13 protein-coding genes are annotated in these 15,658 nt (G+C 72.3%); 8 read left to right on the top strand and 5 right to left on the bottom strand.

Annotation, left to right across the window (positions count from 1 at the left end):
* Positions 1-194: 194 nt before the first annotated feature.
* From pdxA to J8M51_RS30705, 3 genes are read left to right on the top strand one after another with little or no spacing between them, the layout of a single operon-like run.
* Positions 195-2,597: a 4-hydroxythreonine-4-phosphate dehydrogenase PdxA gene (gene pdxA / locus J8M51_RS30715; RefSeq protein ID WP_267299610.1), complete on the top strand. Its 2,403-nt coding sequence runs from the start codon at positions 195-197 to the stop codon at positions 2,595-2,597.
* A 57-nt stretch (positions 2,598-2,654) separates the two neighbouring features.
* Positions 2,655-3,467 carry a DeoR/GlpR family DNA-binding transcription regulator gene (locus J8M51_RS30710; RefSeq protein WP_216588161.1) on the top strand — a complete coding sequence of 271 codons (813 nt, stop codon included), beginning with the start codon at positions 2,655-2,657 and terminating at the stop codon, positions 3,465-3,467.
* Positions 3,464-4,171, top strand: a complete 708-nt coding sequence (locus tag J8M51_RS30705) for an SDR family NAD(P)-dependent oxidoreductase (protein ID WP_267299609.1) — start codon at positions 3,464-3,466, stop codon at positions 4,169-4,171. Before J8M51_RS30710 ends, J8M51_RS30705 begins: the two co-directional genes overlap by 4 nt.
* Position 4,172: 1 nt before the next feature.
* Here the strand turns inward: J8M51_RS30705 and J8M51_RS30700 are convergent, their stop codons facing one another.
* Together J8M51_RS30700 and J8M51_RS30695 are read right to left on the bottom strand one after the other, a co-directional pair.
* Positions 4,173-4,883, bottom strand: coding sequence for a TetR/AcrR family transcriptional regulator (locus tag J8M51_RS30700; protein WP_086763038.1), 711 nt, complete (start codon positions 4,881-4,883; stop codon positions 4,173-4,175).
* A 187-nt stretch (positions 4,884-5,070) separates the two neighbouring features.
* Complete coding sequence (locus J8M51_RS30695; protein WP_086763036.1) at positions 5,071-6,612, bottom strand: AMP-binding protein; 1,542 nt, start codon at positions 6,610-6,612, stop codon at positions 5,071-5,073.
* Between the two features lie 216 nt (positions 6,613-6,828).
* Here J8M51_RS30695 and J8M51_RS30690 point away from each other — a divergent pair, with 216 nt between their 5' ends.
* The 3 genes from J8M51_RS30690 (at position 6,829) to J8M51_RS30680 (ending at position 10,206) form a co-directional block, all read left to right on the top strand.
* Positions 6,829-7,941 carry a ligand-binding sensor domain-containing protein gene (locus J8M51_RS30690; protein ID WP_086763034.1) on the top strand — a complete coding sequence of 371 codons (1,113 nt, stop codon included), beginning with the start codon at positions 6,829-6,831 and terminating at the stop codon, positions 7,939-7,941.
* A 193-nt stretch (positions 7,942-8,134) separates the two neighbouring features.
* Positions 8,135-9,025, top strand: a complete 891-nt coding sequence (locus J8M51_RS30685; protein WP_256966271.1) for a class I SAM-dependent methyltransferase — start codon at positions 8,135-8,137, stop codon at positions 9,023-9,025.
* Between the two features lie 200 nt (positions 9,026-9,225).
* Positions 9,226-10,206 carry a beta propeller repeat protein gene (locus tag J8M51_RS30680; protein ID WP_086763030.1) on the top strand — a complete coding sequence of 327 codons (981 nt, stop codon included), beginning with the start codon at positions 9,226-9,228 and terminating at the stop codon, positions 10,204-10,206.
* Positions 10,207-10,235: 29 nt separating this feature from the next.
* Here the strand turns inward: J8M51_RS30680 and J8M51_RS30675 are convergent, their stop codons facing one another.
* Positions 10,236-10,703 (bottom strand): VOC family protein, encoded by a 468-nt coding sequence (locus J8M51_RS30675; protein WP_086763028.1) that lies wholly within the window; start codon positions 10,701-10,703, stop codon positions 10,236-10,238.
* A gap of 313 nt (positions 10,704-11,016) precedes the next feature.
* Here J8M51_RS30675 and J8M51_RS30670 point away from each other — a divergent pair, with 313 nt between their 5' ends.
* Complete coding sequence (locus J8M51_RS30670; protein WP_086763026.1) at positions 11,017-11,829, top strand: hypothetical protein; 813 nt, start codon at positions 11,017-11,019, stop codon at positions 11,827-11,829.
* 22 nt (positions 11,830-11,851) lie between these two features.
* Here the strand turns inward: J8M51_RS30670 and J8M51_RS30665 are convergent, their stop codons facing one another.
* Together J8M51_RS30665 and J8M51_RS30660 are read right to left on the bottom strand one after the other, a co-directional pair.
* Positions 11,852-13,186 carry an enolase C-terminal domain-like protein gene (locus tag J8M51_RS30665; RefSeq protein WP_086763024.1) on the bottom strand — a complete coding sequence of 445 codons (1,335 nt, stop codon included), beginning with the start codon at positions 13,184-13,186 and terminating at the stop codon, positions 11,852-11,854.
* A 47-nt stretch (positions 13,187-13,233) separates the two neighbouring features.
* Positions 13,234-14,571 (bottom strand): gluconate:H+ symporter, encoded by a 1,338-nt coding sequence (locus J8M51_RS30660; protein ID WP_086763022.1) that lies wholly within the window; start codon positions 14,569-14,571, stop codon positions 13,234-13,236.
* A 175-nt stretch (positions 14,572-14,746) separates the two neighbouring features.
* Between J8M51_RS30660 and J8M51_RS30655 the strand changes: the two genes are divergently transcribed.
* Positions 14,747-15,535, top strand: a complete 789-nt coding sequence (locus tag J8M51_RS30655; RefSeq protein WP_267299608.1) for an IclR family transcriptional regulator — start codon at positions 14,747-14,749, stop codon at positions 15,533-15,535.
* Positions 15,536-15,658 lie beyond the last annotated feature (123 nt).

Below are 15,658 nucleotides of genomic sequence, written 5' to 3'. Positions count from 1 at the left end.
CGTGCGGCGACCGGCTCGGGACGGCGTCCGCTCTCGCGGGGCGCCATCGGTTTCTGTCGCGCCGGAAACCGTTCCACGGTTGCGCGAATCACGCAAGGGGTCTCGCGCGAATCGCGCACTCCGTGTCATCATTTGACGCCGGGCCACCCTGCCGGTCGGCGCCGGCCGGTCGCGCACACCGTTTGGAGGCGGACATGTCCATTCCTCCCCGCCGTACGCGGGCGCCCCGGCCGCTGCTCGCGCTCGCCGACGACCTCTCCGGCGCGGCGGAGACCGCGGTGGCCCTCGGCGGTCCGGGCCGGATCGTGCTCGCTCCCGCGCCCTGGGACCCGCCCGTGCACGGCGAGACCGTCGTCGTCGATCTCGACTGCCGCGAGCTGCCCGGGGCCGACGCGGCCCGGCGCGTACACGACGCGCTGCGGGCGGCACCCGTGGACACCCTGGTCTTCAAGAAGGCCGACTCGCTGCTGCGGGGCAATCTCGCGGCGGAGACGGCGGCCCTCGCGGACGGGGCCGAGGGGGTCGTCGTCGCGACGGCCCTGCCGGCGCTGGGGCGCACGGTTCGTGACGGGGTGGTGCGCCTCGGCGACACTCCCCTGCACCGCACGGACGCCTGGCGGGCGGAGGCGGGCGCTCCCCCGCCGTCGCTGGCCGCCGCGCTCGGGGACAGCCGTACGACCGTCGTACCGCTGGCGGCCGTGCGCGGCGGCACGCTCGCCGGTGTGCTGCGCACGGTGATCGGCACCGGGCACCTGGCCCTGTGCGACGCCGAGTCGGACGCCGACCTGGACCTGATCGCCGAAGCGGCGCTCGCGTCCGGCCCCGGGGTCCGGCTGGTCGGCACCGGGGGTCTGGCGGCCGCGGTGGGGCGCGTCCTCGGCCGTACGGGCACGGAGGGATCTGCGGGATCGGCGGGATCGGCGGCGCGGGGCACGCAGGCGGCGATGCCCGAACCGCCCGGCGTACCCGAGCCGGGCGAACCGGCCGGCGTACCCGAACCGGCCGAACCGGCCGCAACTCCCGGACGACCCGGCAGCGTTCGGCGGTCCGTCCTGGTCGTCGTCGGTACCGCCGAACCTCACGCGGTTGCGCAGATCGCGCAACTCACCGCGCGTGGCGCGCGGCACCTCGTCCTGTCCCCCGACGACCTCCTGCCGGGGCGGGCGGACCGGTCGTTCCCGCGCGCCGCCGCACCCGCCGCCGTCACCGTCCTCAGCATCGGCGACAGCCCCCGCGCACGGCCCGGTTCGGCCCGTCGTCCGGTGGACGGGCTCGCGCGGCTGGCCGCCGACCGCGCAGGGGACGCCGATCTCGTCCTGACCGGCGGCGAGACAGCCCGCCGGGTCCTCGACGCGCTCGGAGTCACGCGGCTGACGCCGCTCGGCCAGATCCACCACGGCGCCGTGCAGGCACTGACGCCCGACGGGCGCCGGGTCGTCACCCGGCCCGGCAGCTTCGGCGACACCGACTCCCTGCTGCGGATCACCGCGGCGCTACGGCAGCCACTCCCCCCTCTCCCACTCTCGCTCTCACCGCAAGGAGACTCCCTGGTGAACGCCACACCGACCACCCCGACCACCCCCACCGGCGCCGCCCCCCACCCGCTGCCGCTGATCGCGGTGACCATGGGGGACGGCGCGGGCATCGGCCCCGAGGTGATCGTCCCGGCGCTGCTGCATCCCGACACCCTGGCGTGCTGCCGTCCCGTCGTCGTCGGTGACGCCAGGCGGCTGCAGCAGGCCGCGGCGATCCTGGGCGTCGACTGCGACATCGTGGCGGTGGACGGCCCGGCGGACGCCGAGTTCACGCCCGGCCGCGTCAACGTCGTCGACCTCGGTCTGCTCCCCGCCGACCTGCCGTGGGGCGTGCTGTCGGCCACCGCCGGCGAGGCCGCCTACCAGTACGTACGGGTGGCCGCCGACCTCGCCATGAGCGGGGCCGTACAGGGCATCTGCACCGCGCCGCTCAACAAGGAGGCCCTGCACGCGGCCGGGCACCTCTACCCGGGGCACACCGAACTGCTCGCCCGGCTCACCGGTGTGGAGGAGGTGTCGATGATGCTGTCGACGCCCAAGGTGAAGGTCATCCACGTCACCACCCACATCGGTCTCATCGACGCGGTGCGGCGCATCGAGCCCGGTCTCGTCGAACGCACCGTGCGGCGGGGCCATGAGGCGATGGTGCGGGCGGGGGTCGCCGAGCCGGTGATCGGTGTCTGCGGTATCAATCCGCACGCCGGGGAGAACGGCCTGTTCGGGTACGGCGAGGAGGAGGAGAAGATCGTCCCCGCCCTCGACGTGCTGCGCGCGGACGGCGTCGACGCACGGGGCCCGCTCCCCGCCGACACGGCCTTCTTCCTGGCCGGGCGCGGCGACTACGACCTGATCGTCGCGATGTACCACGACCAAGGGCACGGCCCGGTCAAGGTGTTGGGCATCGAGGCGGGCGTCAACCTGACCGTGGGCCTGCCCGTGATCCGTACCTCCGTGGACCACGGAACGGCCTTCGACATCGCGGGGAAGGGCGTGGCCGAGGCCGGTAGCATGGTCGAGGCCCTGCGCCAGGCAGCCGAGATGTCCTCCGTACCGGCCCGCTGAGGCCACCGTCCAGCGGCCCGCGGCCCGTCTCCCGCGCAGAGAAGGACTCCACGACACATGTCTCCCCTCAGCTCCAAGGCCCGGCGCGAACGCATCCTGCATGTGGCCACCACCACCGGCCTCACCAGCGTCGAGGAGTTGTCCCGGCGCTTCGGCGTCACACCCTCCACGATCCGCCGCGACCTCGCGAAGCTGACCGCCGACGGCCGGCTGGCCCGCACCTACGGCGGCGCGATGGCGCTCACCGCCCACCCCGAGGCGTCGCTGCGGCAGCGCACGGGCGAGGCGTTCGAGGCCAAGCGCGCCATCGCCCGCAGGGCCGCCGCCGAGGTCCGCGCCGGTGAGACCGTGCTGCTGGACGCCGGATCGACGGTGGGCGCCCTCGCCCACGAACTGCGCGCGGCGAAGGAACTCACCGTCGCCACCACGGGGCTGACGGCCCTTCAAGAACTCTCCGACGTCGAGACCGTGCACGTCGAATGCCTCGGCGGCACGCTACGCCCGCTCAGCCAGGGCTTCGTCGGCCCGCTGACCGAGGCGGCCCTGGAACGTATGACGTTCGACCGGGTCTTCCTCGGCACCGACGGCATCTCCCCCGAGCACGGCATCTGCGAGGCCGATCTGCGGCAGACCCGGCTGAAGGAACTGATGGCCCGCCGCGCCGACCGGGTGTACGTCCTCGCCCACGCGGCCAAGCTCGGTCGCCGTCCGTTCCACGCCTGGGCGACGCTCCCCGCCGGCTGGACCCTGGTCACGGACACCGACGCCGACCCGTCGATCGTGGACGACCTGCGGGGGCGCGGCGTCGAGGTGGTGCTGGCCGAGGTACCGCCGACTCCGGAACCGGAGCACAGGGCGTCGGCCGCATGACCGTCCGGGAGGCCGGTGGGCGGGCCGAACCGTCGCCGCACGCGCTCGTCACCGGGGTCAGTTCGGGGATCGGGGAGGCGATCTGCCGGCGGCTGCTGCGCGAGGGGTGGCGGGTGACCGGGATCAGCCGCCGCCCGCCCGTACCCGCGGCCGGGCTGACCTGGCTGCGGGCGGACCTGGCGGAGCCCGCCACGCTGCCGACCGCCCTCGAAGGGCTGCCCGCGCCCGACGCGGTCGTGCACGCCGCCGGTCTCCAGCGCTCGGCACCGCTCGGCGAACTCTCGTCCGACGACGGCGAGTTGATGTGGCGGGTGCACGTCCAGGCCGCCGTGGTCCTGCTCGACGCGCTCGCCGGCCGGCTGCCCGACGGAGCCCGCGTGGTCCTCGTCGGCAGCCGCACCGCGACCGGGGTTCCCGGCAAGAGCCAGTACGCCGCGACCAAGGCCGCCCTGCCCGCGCTGGCGCGGTCCTGGGCCGCCGAACTGTCCGGCCGGGGCATCACCGTCAACGTGGTCGCCCCCGGTCCGACCGACACACCGATGCTGTCCGATCCCGCGCGCGCCCGTACGCCCCCGGCCACGCCGCCCCTCGGCCGGTTCGTCTCGCCCGACGAGGTGGCCGGTCTGACGGCGTTCCTCCTCGGCCCGGAGGGCGGCGCGATCACCGGCCAGCAACTCGTCCAGTGCGCCGGGGCGTCGCTCTGACCTACCGGCCGGGCGGAGCGGGCCGAAGCGACCGACCTGGCCGGCCCGGCTGTCGGACGGTGGGGGCGTCCGCGGCTGCCGTGGGGCCCTCCGGCCGGGTCACCCGGCGTACGAGATCCGTCCAGGTGGCCTGGAGGCGCTCGGTGGAGACGTCGTCCTCGTGCCCCGGACAGTCCGCCGTCCCGAAGGTCGTGCAGGCCAGCAGGGCGTGGGCCAGGAGGTCGTGGTCCGCATCGACTCCCGCTTCCCGCAGCAGGGCCGCGACGTGACGGTGGAAGGCGCGCCCCGTCTCGGAGGCGTTGCGGTCACGCAGGCGGAGCCGGCGGGCCAGGGACGCGCCGAGGTCCTCGGCCGCGGCGATGCGGGCGATCAGGGTGCATCCGAAGGCCGTCAGCCGGTCCGCCGCGGGCGCTCCGGGGCCCAGGGGCGGCGGGCCGGTGAGGTAGGCCTCGTGGAACTCCGCCTCGACCTCGTCGAGGAGCGCGCACAGCAGGCCGTCCCGGTCGCCGAACCGGCGGAAGAGGGTTCCCTTCCCCACGCCCGCCTCTTTCGCGACCGCCTCCATCGTCATGTGCTCCGCGCCGCACTCGACGACCAGACGGTGGGCGGCCTCCAGCAGCCGGGCGCGGTTGCGAGCGGCGTCGGCACGTTCGCCGGAGCACGACCCGTCGGCGCGTTCGACGGCGGCCGCGCTGACGTCCGGTGCTGCCATCGACCATCTCCCGTCAGGCGTACGTACTGCTGCGATGCGTGAGAACGTGGTCCCCGGGTCCGCCGGGGCGCGGCCGACGGCCAGGCTAGCGAGGTGCGGCGATGCCGGGATGCGACCGCGGTCCCGGCCCGCCTCGGCTGTTGGGACTAGGACCCGACACGGCCGGGGCCCTGGCCGGCACGGCGGTTCAGTTGACGTTCCGGGACTGCCCGGCCCAGTACGGCTCGCGGAGCTTGAACTTCTGGATCTTTCCCGTCGCCGTCCGTGGAATGGCGTCGCGGAACTCCACGCTCGTCGGGGCCTTGTACCCGGCGAGCCGCTCCTTGCAGTGCGCGATGATCTCCGCCTCGCCGACCGTCGCACCGTCGGCACGGACGATCAGCGCCTTGATCGTCTCGCCCCACTTGGTGTCCGGCACCCCGATGACGGCGACCTCGGCCACCCCGGGGTGACTGAAGATCGTGTCCTCGACCTCGATCGACGACACGTTCTCGCCGCCGGTGATGATGACGTCCTTCTTCCGGTCCGAGATCGTGAGATGTCCGTCCACGGGGTCGAGGGTCCCGCCGTCGCCCGTGTGGAACCAGCCGTCCTCCAACACGGCCGCCGTCTCCTCGGGCTTCTCCCAGTAGCCGTCGAGGACCACGTTCGAGCGTGCCAACACCTCACCGGAGTCGGCCACTTCGAGCTTCACCCCGAGCGCGGGGAGTCCGGCGCGCGACAGCTTCCGCGCCCGCTCCTCGCCCGGCAGGGCCTCGTCGCCGGGCCGGGCGCGGTTGAACGTCAGCAGCGGTGAGGTCTCCGTCAGACCGTAGATCTGGGTGAACTCCCATCCCAGTTCCTCGCCGACCCGCTGGATCATCCGGCTCGGCGGCGGCGCGCCCGCGCACACGATCCGTACCCGGTCACGCCCCGGTACCGGGCCCTCCCAGTCGGCCGCCGCGTCGAGGACCGCGTTCCACACCGCCGGCGCACCGCACATCAGCGTCACACCGTGCCGGTCCACCCGGCGCAGGATCTCGGCGCCGTCGACCTTGCGCAGCACCACCTGCTCGGCGCCCAGCCCGGCCATCACGAACGGCATCCCCCAGCCGTTGCAGTGGAACATCGGCAACGTGTGCAGATAGACGTCCCGCTCCCAGGCCCGGGTGTGCAGTCCGAAGGTGAGGCCGTTCACCCAGATGTTGCGGTGCGTGAGCTGAACTCCCTTGGGGCGTGCGGTCGTTCCGGACGTGTAGTTGATCGTCGCGGTGGCGTCCTCGTCCGGGTTCGACCAGCGCCTCGGCTCCACCCCGAACCGCATCAGCTCGCTCTCCGTCTGCTCCCCCAGCGTGAACCGGTGGGCCGCCTTCACCCCGGCCACGGTGTCCTGCACCTCGGGGTCGACGAGCAGCACCGAGGCACCGCTCTGCCGGACCACGTACTCGATCTCCTCCGCCTTCAGACGGAAGTTGACCGGCACACAGATCCGCCCGCTCATCGGCACCGCGAACAGCAGCTCCAGCATCCGGGCCGAGTTGTGGCTGACCACCGCCACCCGCTCGCCCTCCCCGACGCCCAGCGCGTCCAGCCCCGCCTGCCAGGCCCGCACCCGCTCACCCAGCCGCCCGTACGTCGAGGGCGCGACCGGCGTCGCGGGCTGGTCCGGCTCGTCGATCACCCCGGGGCTGTCGGCGAACCCCTGCTCGGCCCGGTCCAGGAAGTCGGCAATGGTCATCGGAACGCGCATCTGTCTCCCCACTCGTCATTCGTGGTCGGTCACTGGTCACTTGCCACAGGTTGTTCCTCGCACAACGGGCGGCACACACCGCTGGTTCGTCACCCGATCGAGTACCGCACGGTTTGTCACGTACATAGCTAGAAGTTTCGGGTTCACTGATTCACGGTGGTTCCTCCTGTCCGCGCGACCGTCCGGAGGGATTACGCAGTGAGACGAAGGCGATTTGTGGCAGGCACCGTCGGCGCGCTCTCGGGGTTGGCGCTCGGTGCCCCGACACCGGCGTTGGCCGGTGCCCGGGCACCCCGTGTGCGGGACTGGCAGGCCGTGCCCGCTCCCGGCAGCGTTCCCGCCGCGCAATTGCGCAGCGTCGCCGTCGCCGGGCCCCGGCTCGCCTGGGCCGTGGGCGAGGAGAACCTCGTCCCCCAGGCCCAGCAGCGGCCGCTGGCCATGCTGTGGAACGGCACCGCCTGGACGAAGACCGACCTGTCCCATCTCGCCCACACCCGGTTGACCGATGTCGCCGGTGTACGGGCGAACGCGGCCTGGAGTGTGGGCCTGCCCACCGGGGACGGCAGCCCGTTGCTGCGCTGGAACGGCACCACCTGGTGCGAGGCCGACTTCCCCGGCCGGGGCGAGCCGGACGTACGGCTCAACTCGGTGGCGGTCGGGCGCGACCGGCAGGTGTGGATCTGCGGCAGCCGGGGCGGCGCCGCCCGACTGCTGCACGGGGACGGGCGACGCTGGCGCTGGCTGGACCCCCTGCCCGTCGCGAGCGTGAACCTCTACCGGGTCGTGGTGCGCTCGCGGGGCGAGGTCTGGGTGGGCGGCGACCAGTCCAACGGCGGCGGCTGGTCCGGGACCGTGGCCCGCTGGGACGGGGCGTGGACGGCCCTGCCGCCGATCGCGGGGCTGCGGCTCGGCATCGCCGATCTGCACGCGGCCGGCCCGGACGACGTATGGGCGGTGGGCACCGAGGCCGGCGTCGGCGGGCCGGTCGGGCGTCCCGGCAACCCCGCCCTCGCCCACTGGGACGGCACGGCCTGGACCAGGGTCGAAGCGGGCTTCACCCTCGGGTCGCTGACCGGCATCGCGGGCGATGCGCGGGGCCGCGCCGCGTGGATCTCGGGCTGGAACTACCAGGACCAGAGCCGCAGTACGTACCTCCGGCGCGACGGCGACACCTGGACCGTCGTCCGCGGTCCGGCCGGCCCCGCCCCGGCGCCGTATCTCAACGACGTCACCGCCGTTCCCGGGACCACGGGCTTCTGGTCGGTGGGCATGACCCGCCCCGCGCCCTACCCGCCGACCGAGGCCTATACCGAGCACCTGCGGTCCTGACGCACCTGTGCCGATCGGCCGGGGCCCGGCGCGCCTCGGCCTCGTGGACCGATGCCGGAGGAGGATCGGTGGGGCGGCGCCGTCGGTTCGCGCCGCCCGGCACCACCACCCCGCCCACCGAGCGATGAGGTCCCGCCATGCACACGTACGACGACCCGCAGGCATCCTGTCTCGGCACCGTGCCGGGTGCGATGTGACCGGCGCGGTGCGCGGGGACGGGCCGGGCGGGGGCCGCTACGGAGAGGACGTCTTCCGTCCGGAGCTGGCCGGTGAGGGTGAGCGGATCGACTACGGCGCTCTCGCCTACGACGACGTCAGCATGGCGCGGTTCCGGGCACTCGGGGTCGGACCCGGGTGGCGCTGCCTCGATGTGGGGGCCGGCACGGGCACGGTCTCGCGGCGGCTGCTGGACGAGGGCGGGGTCGAGAGTGTGCTCGCGGTGGACCGCGACGTACGGTTCCTCGCCGCGCGCCCCGTGCCCGGGCTGGACGTGCTGGAGGCCGACATCACCGCCCCGGACTTCTCCCCCGGCCGCTTCCGGCTCGTCCACGCGCGCTTCGTCCTGATGCATCTGCCCGAGCGTGACCGTCTGGTCGCGACACTGGCCGAACTCGTCGAGCCAGGCGGTGTACTGGTCCTGAGCGACGCCATCGACCTCACGCACGTGACCGTCCCGACAGCTCCGGCGGCTCCGGCGGCTCCAGCGGCTCCGACCGGGGTCGCGAGCGGCCGGACGCCCGCTACGCCGTACGACACGGCGATGCGGGCGATGTGGCAGGGGCTGCGGGACACCATCGGCACCGACGTCTCCTGGGTGCCCTCCTACCCGCGCCTGCTGCGTGCGGCAGGACTCATGCCCGTCGCCGCCGAGGTCCATGTGCCGCCCCTGCTGCCGGGAAGCCCGCTCAGCCGCTTCTGGGCCGACACCTGGGAGCGGAGCAGAGCGGCGATGGTCGCGACCGGCCTGGTCGACGACGCGACGCTCGACGAGGCGATCCGCTACCTCGACTCCGACGAGTGCACCGCGCTGTCGGCCGGCATGCTCACCGCCTGGGGCCGGAAGCCGGGGGCGGGCCCGCGCTGAGCTGCCCCGTCCCACGTCGCTCCGGGTCGGGCCGGACGGGCGCAGAAGTACCGCACATAGGTGGAAGCACGTAACCAGTCACTGATTCCCCGGTGGCGGGGCCGGACCGGGGACGGGAGTGCGGCCGGCCGCGTCTATCGTGCGGTCGAACGTGGTGCACGGCGCCACGTCACGCCACGCCGAGTGTGAGGGGCTGCCCGATGTCCGACGACGCCGCCGACGGGCTCTCGAACGACTTCGTCGAGGACATCGTCGTCGTCCAGGAGACCGGTGGCACGGTGTACTTCCTGTTGATCACCTACCGGCCCGGCCACGCGGGGAACGCGGCGGGCTATGTGTTCCGTCGTCCGGTCGGCGGCGACGGGCCGGCGGAGAACATCCTCGCCACCAACGACACGCTCCGCGAGCTGTGGTGTTCGCCGAACGGTCATGTGTGGACGGCGAGCAGTACCGGTCTGATCTGGACCAGCGCCCCGGTGTCGTGGCCGGAGGTCATGCCGTCGGACCTGGAGTTCGAGACACCGGAGGGCGGGGTGGTCTGGCACCACGCCGCGCTGCCGCCGCAGGAGCACGATCGGGCGCGGCCCAACCCGACGGCGATCTGGGGGACTTCGGACGACGACGTGCATGTCGCGACCTTCGGTGGCGTCCTCTACCACTGGAACGGCGGCGACTGGTCGCAGTTCCGGCCAGGGGGCGGCGCGTCCGTCGGCGCCCTGCGCGGCCGGGCACGCGACGACGTCTACGCGGTCGGCCGCCACGGCACGATGCTGCACTTCGACGGCGCCGGATGGACCCGGCTCACGGATCCCGACGGACCCGACGCGGGCGACCTGCTGTCCGGTATCGCCTTCGACGAGACCGGGCGGGTCTACCTCTCCGGCAAGTCCCGGGGCGGGCGCGTACTGCGTGGCTCGGCGGCCCATGGCTTCTCGGTACTGGGCCGCTACGACATCCCCGTCATCGACCTCGCGCATGTCGACGGCCGCCTGTTCCTCGCCGCACCGAAGGGCGGCGTCCTGGAGCTGACCCCGGAGGGCCCGAGGACACTGCGCGCCGACCTCGTCCCGTGGTCGATCACCGGGGGAGAGAGCCGCGTCTACGTGACCGAGACACCCGGCGAGGCCGCGTACTCGGAACTCGACCTCACCACCGGCGAGTGGCACCGGCGGTACTACTGACACCCGGGGCGGGGCGGTCCCCGCCCGGCTCAGTCCCCGCCCGGCATGGCCTCCCTGGCGCGCTTCTCCATCTCCTCCGGCGAGATGTCCTCCACATGTGTGGCGACATGCCACCGGTGGCCGAAGGGGTCCTCGAACTGCCCGACCCGGTCGCCGTAGAACTCGTCCTTGACCGCGGTCACCTCGGTCGCGCCCAGGGACAGGGCGGCGGCGAACACCTCGTCGACGTCCTCGACGTACACATACAGGTTCACCGGTGTCCCGCCGAGCGTCTTCGGACTGCGGAACCCCAGGTCCGGGAACTCGTCCGCGACCATGACGACCGAGTTGCCGATCTCCAGCTCGGCGTGGTGGACCTTGCCGTCGGGCGACGCCATCCGCATGCGTTCCGTGGCGCCCAGGACGGCGATGTAGAAGTCGATCCCGGCCGCCGCGCCGTCCACGCAGAGGTACGGCGTGAGCCGGGGATAGTCCTCGGAGAAGGGCTGTGTGCTCACTGTCTGCCACCTTCCGACAGGTGATGGCCGTGCCCATGGCCCCGCGGCTGCCGTCGCCGCTGCCCGGACACGCTCGTCACCCCGGTGAATACCGGGACACACGTCAAGCCTGGCACTCTTCACCGGTCCACGCAGCCAGACAGCGGGTCCGCGCCGTCGCTCCTTCGTGGGAATCCCGTCGGCCGCGGACCACAGACATACCGGCTGCCGTACTCCACCTCTCCGTGGGAATCTGCGCGGACTCACGAACGGTGAGACAGGGAGGGTGAGTAACATCCGCACACACCCCATTCGTTGCCGGGAGGTAACCACCATGACCGAAACACCTTCGGAGACAACCGACCTCAAGGCCCAGTACACCGCCCAGGTCTCCGCCGACCTCGAACGCAACGCGAAGGAGCAGGAGCGTCTTCGCCAGGAGATCGACGCTCTGCAGGAGCAGCTCCAGAGCCTCCAGCAGGACCGGAGCGTGCTGGCGAACATGCAGCAGGCACTGGGCGTCGTGACTCCCGGGCCCGCCGCCGGATCAGCCGCCGAACCGGTTTCCGTGACCGAGGAGGTCGCGGCGCCGTCCGTACCCCGGCAGAAGACCGCCACCCCCACCGCCACCGCCACCGCTCCGACGTCCGGCAAGCGGACACGAGCGAAGAAGGCTCCGGCCCCGCAGACCGGCAAGCAGGCGAAGAAGCCCGCCGCCACCAAGCCCAAGGCCCAGGCCAAGACCCAGGCCAAGACCGCGACGGCCGAAGCCGCCCCGGCGAAGACCGCGACTGCGAAGAGCTCCACGGCCGAGAGCACGGCGGCCAAGACCACGGCGGCCAAGCCCGCGCCCGCCAAGAAGACACAGCCCACTCTCGTCGAGCTGATCCGCCGTCACCTGACCGAGCAGAGCGAACCGCGTTCCGCCGCCGAGGTCGCCACCGCGCTCACCCAGGCGCACCCCGACCGCCGTATCCAGACCAACGTCGTGCGCACCACCCTCGAAGGCCTGGTGGCCAAGAGCAACGCGCAGCGCACCAGGCAGGGTTCGTCCGTCTACTACACCGCCCCCGACACCCAGGAACCCGCCCAGGACCAGCCGCGGGAGCAGCACCAGGCCTCGTCCGAGGCCGCCGAGTCCGAGTGAGTCCGCACAACCGCTCGGCCGTCTAGCGCACCAGGCAGGGGCGCTTGTTGTCGAACTTCCAGTCGGGGATGAGGTATTGCATGGCGACGGCGTCGTCGCGGGATCCGGCCGCCTTCTCCTTGTAGAGCTCGTGGGCCGCGAGGAGGCGTTCCCGGTCGAGGTGGACGCCCAGGCCCGGGGCGGCCGGCACGGCGATCTCACCGTCGACGATGCGGGGCGGGGCGGTGGTGAGCCGTTCCAGGCCCTCCTGCCAGATCCAGTGGGTGTCGAGGGCGTTGTACTCGCCCGGGGCGGCGGCGCCGCAGTGTGTGACCATGGCCAGGGAGATGTCGAAGTGGTTGTTGGAGTGGCAGCCCCAGGTGAGACCCATCGCGTTGCACAGCTGTGCCACGCGTACGGAGCCCTGCATGGTCCAGAAGTGCGGGTCGGCCAGCGGGATGGAGACCGACTGGAGGGTCAGGGCGTGGGCCAGTTGCCGCCAGTCCGTGGCGATCATGTTGGTCGCGGTGGGCAGTCCGGTGGCGCGGCGGAACTCGGCGAGGACCTCCCGTCCGGAGTACCCGTCCTCGGCGCCGCAGGGGTCCTCGGCGTAGGCGAGGGTGCCGAGCAGGGGCCGGCACAGGTCGATCGCCTCGCGCAGTGACCACGCGCCGTTCGGGTCGAGGGTGATCCGGGCCTCGGGGAAGCGGTTCTTCAGCGCCTGGACGGCCTCGACCTCCCGCGCGCCCTCCAGGACGCCGCCCTTGAGCTTGAAGTCACGGAAGCCGTAGAGGTCGTGGGCCGCCTCCGCCTGGCGGACGATCGCCTCGGGGGTCAGTGCCTCCTCGTGGCGGATGCGGTGCCACGGTGCGTCCGCGTCGGGTTCGCGGACGTACTCCAGGTCGGTCCGGTCCGGGTCGCCGACGTAGAACAGATATCCCAGCACCCGGACGGAATCCCGCTGCCGGCCGTCGCCGAGGAGTGCCGCGACGGGTACGTCGAGGTGCTGCCCGAGGAGGTCGAGCAGCGCCGACTCGACGGCGGTGACCGTGTGCACGGTGGTCCGCAGGTCGAAGGTCTGGGCGCCTCGTCCGCCGGTGTCGCGGTCGGCGAACCGTTCGCCGATCTCGCGCAGGACACGCTTGTGGTCGCCCAACTTCGCACCGAGGACGAGGGGTTCGGCGTCGCGGAGAGTGCGGGTGATCTTCTCCCCGCCGGGGACCTCCCCCAGCCCGGTGCGTCCCTCGGAGTCGGTGAGGACGACGATGTTGCGGGTGAAGTAGGGGCCATGGGCGCCGGAGAGGTTCAGCTCCATGCTGTCCCGTCCGGCGACCGGGTAGACGGAGAACGCCGTGACGGTCGGCTGTCCGCTGCTCATCTGGTGCCCTTCCAGGGTGAGGTGGTTCGGGGAAACACGGGTGGGGTTCAGAGGCCGAGGACGTCGAGGGCCCACTCGGACGCCAGGACGCCGCCCAGACCGAGGATCGCGAGCACCGTCGTATAGGAGGTGCGGACCTTGATCGCTTCGATGACGGAGAGGTTGAAGTACTCCTTGAACAGCCAGAATCCCGGGTCGTTGACATGGGAGCACGCGATGGAGCCGCAGGCGACGGCCAGCACCATCATCTCCGGGTGGACCCCGCTGCCCGCCAGGAGCGGCAGCACCACGCCGGAGGCGGTGACGACGGCGACCGTCGCCGAGCCGAGCGCGATACGGAGGATGACGGCGACGAGCCAGGCGAGGATGATGGGTGAGACGGACCAGTTGTCGGTGGCGTCCTTGATGTAGTCGGAGATGCCGCCTTCGACGAGGACGTTCTTGAAGGCCCCGCCGGCGCCGATCACCAGAAGGATCATCGCCATGGCCTTCGCCGCCGAGGTGCAGGAGGCGCCGACCTCGTCCAGGCTCCGCCCGATCCGCGGTCCGAACGCCCAGATCGCCAGGCACAGGGTCAGCAGCAGCGCGATCGGTGCCGAGCCGGCGAAGGCGACCGTGTTCAGGAGCGGGCTCTCGGTGGAGGTGGCCATGTCCGTCACGGCGGCGGCCACGATGAGCACCACGGGGAAGAGGGCCACGAACAGCGACCAGCCGAGGCCGGGCATCTCCTCGTCGGTGAACTCGCGCTCGGTGACCAGACCCTGGGGGATGGACGGGTTCATCGCCCGTACGAAGGGGAGGCGCGGCCAGGTCAGGGCGATGAGCGCGCCGGCGGGGACGGCGATGAACAGGCCGTAGAACAGCGTCAGTCCGACGGAGGCGTGGAAGGTCGCGGCGACGGCGGTGGGGCCGGGGTGCGGCGGCAGGAAGCTGTGCATGGTGGAGAGCGCGATCGACATCGGCAGGCCCACCCACAGCAGCTTCGCACCGGTGACCCTGACCAGGGTGAACGCGATGGGCACGATGATGATGAACGCGACCTCGTAGAACATGGTCACGCCGATCAGCATGGACGTGACCACCATGGCCACCTGCACCCAGCGCGGGCCGAAGGCGTCGAGGAGCTTGCCGGCTATCCGTTGCGCGGCGCCGGAGTCCCCCATGACACGGCCGACCATGGCACCGAGTCCGATGGTGAGCATGGTGTCGCCGATCTGGCCCCCGATGCCTTCGGAGAGGACGTCGGGGATGGTCGCCACCGGAATGCCCTGGACCAGTGCCACGCCGACCGCGACGAGCAGAAGAGCCGCGAATCCGTTCAGTCTCAGCCGGGTCATGAGGAGAAGCAGGATCAGAACACCGACCGCGACCACGAGGAGGGGCAAGACAGTTCTCCTTTGAACCGATGAGGGCGGGGACCGGGGCACGACGGGCGACGGAGACATCCCTCCATCCCCATATGAAGATGTTGTCCACGTATGCAGATGGAGGCTAGGTGTGTGAACATCGGGCGGTCAATGGGTGTGCGGTGGCCAATCGGCCCGGATCTACGATGGGCGGATGACCGAGGGGAGAGGGGTCCGCGGCGTGAAGTCGGCGTCCCGGACCGTCGCGCTGCTGGAACTGCTCGCCGCGCGGGGCGAGCGACCCTCGCGTCTGGACGAGCTCGCGGAGGATCTGGGCGTACCGCGCAGCAGCATGTACCAGCTGCTGCAGACCCTCGTCGACTGCGGCTGGGTCCGCACCGACGCCACCGGTTCCCTCTACGGCATCGGGATCCGCGCGCTGCTGACCGGCACCGGCTACCTCGACGGCGACCGGCACATCCGCGCGGTCCGCCCCTTCCTCGACGAGGCGTCGGACGTACTCGGCGAGACGATCCACATGGCGCGCCTCGACGGCCCCGACGTCGTCTATCTGGCCACCCGCGAGTCCCACGAGTATCTGCGCACCATCAGCCGGGTCGGCCGCCGCGTCCCCGCCCATGCCGGCGCCCTGGGCAAGGCACTGCTCGCCGAGCGGCCCGACGACGAACTTCCGCTCCCCGACGGGCCGTTGACCGCCCTCACCGGGACCACCCACACCGACCGCGCCGCCCTGCTCACCGACCTGGCCCAGGTGCGCGAGCGCGGCCACTCCGTCGACCGCGAGGAGACGGTGACCGGTATCGCCGGCTTCGGCTTCGCCCTGCGGTACGACACCCCGGCCACCGACGCCATCAGCTGCTCGGTCCCGGTGGCCCGGCTGACCCCGGACCACGAGGCCCGCATCGTCTCCGTGATGCGGGACATCCGCACGAGGATCGAGACCCGGCCGCCGCCCGCGCCGGGGGCACCCGCCTGGCGCTGAGCCGGCGGCCTCGCCGCGCCCGAGCGGCCCCGGCGGGCCGGGGGCCGCGCGGGCGCGGCGAGGCCACTACCGATAATTTACTAGGACGTCCTACTATCTCTTCAGACAGCGTTCCCCCGACCC

It is taken from the genome of Streptomyces griseiscabiei (assembly GCF_020010925.1).
Taxonomy (GTDB): domain Bacteria; phylum Actinomycetota; class Actinomycetes; order Streptomycetales; family Streptomycetaceae; genus Streptomyces; species Streptomyces griseiscabiei.
The sequence above is the reverse complement of the archived record's forward strand: the minus strand, read 5'-3'. Positions and strand labels throughout refer to the sequence as shown.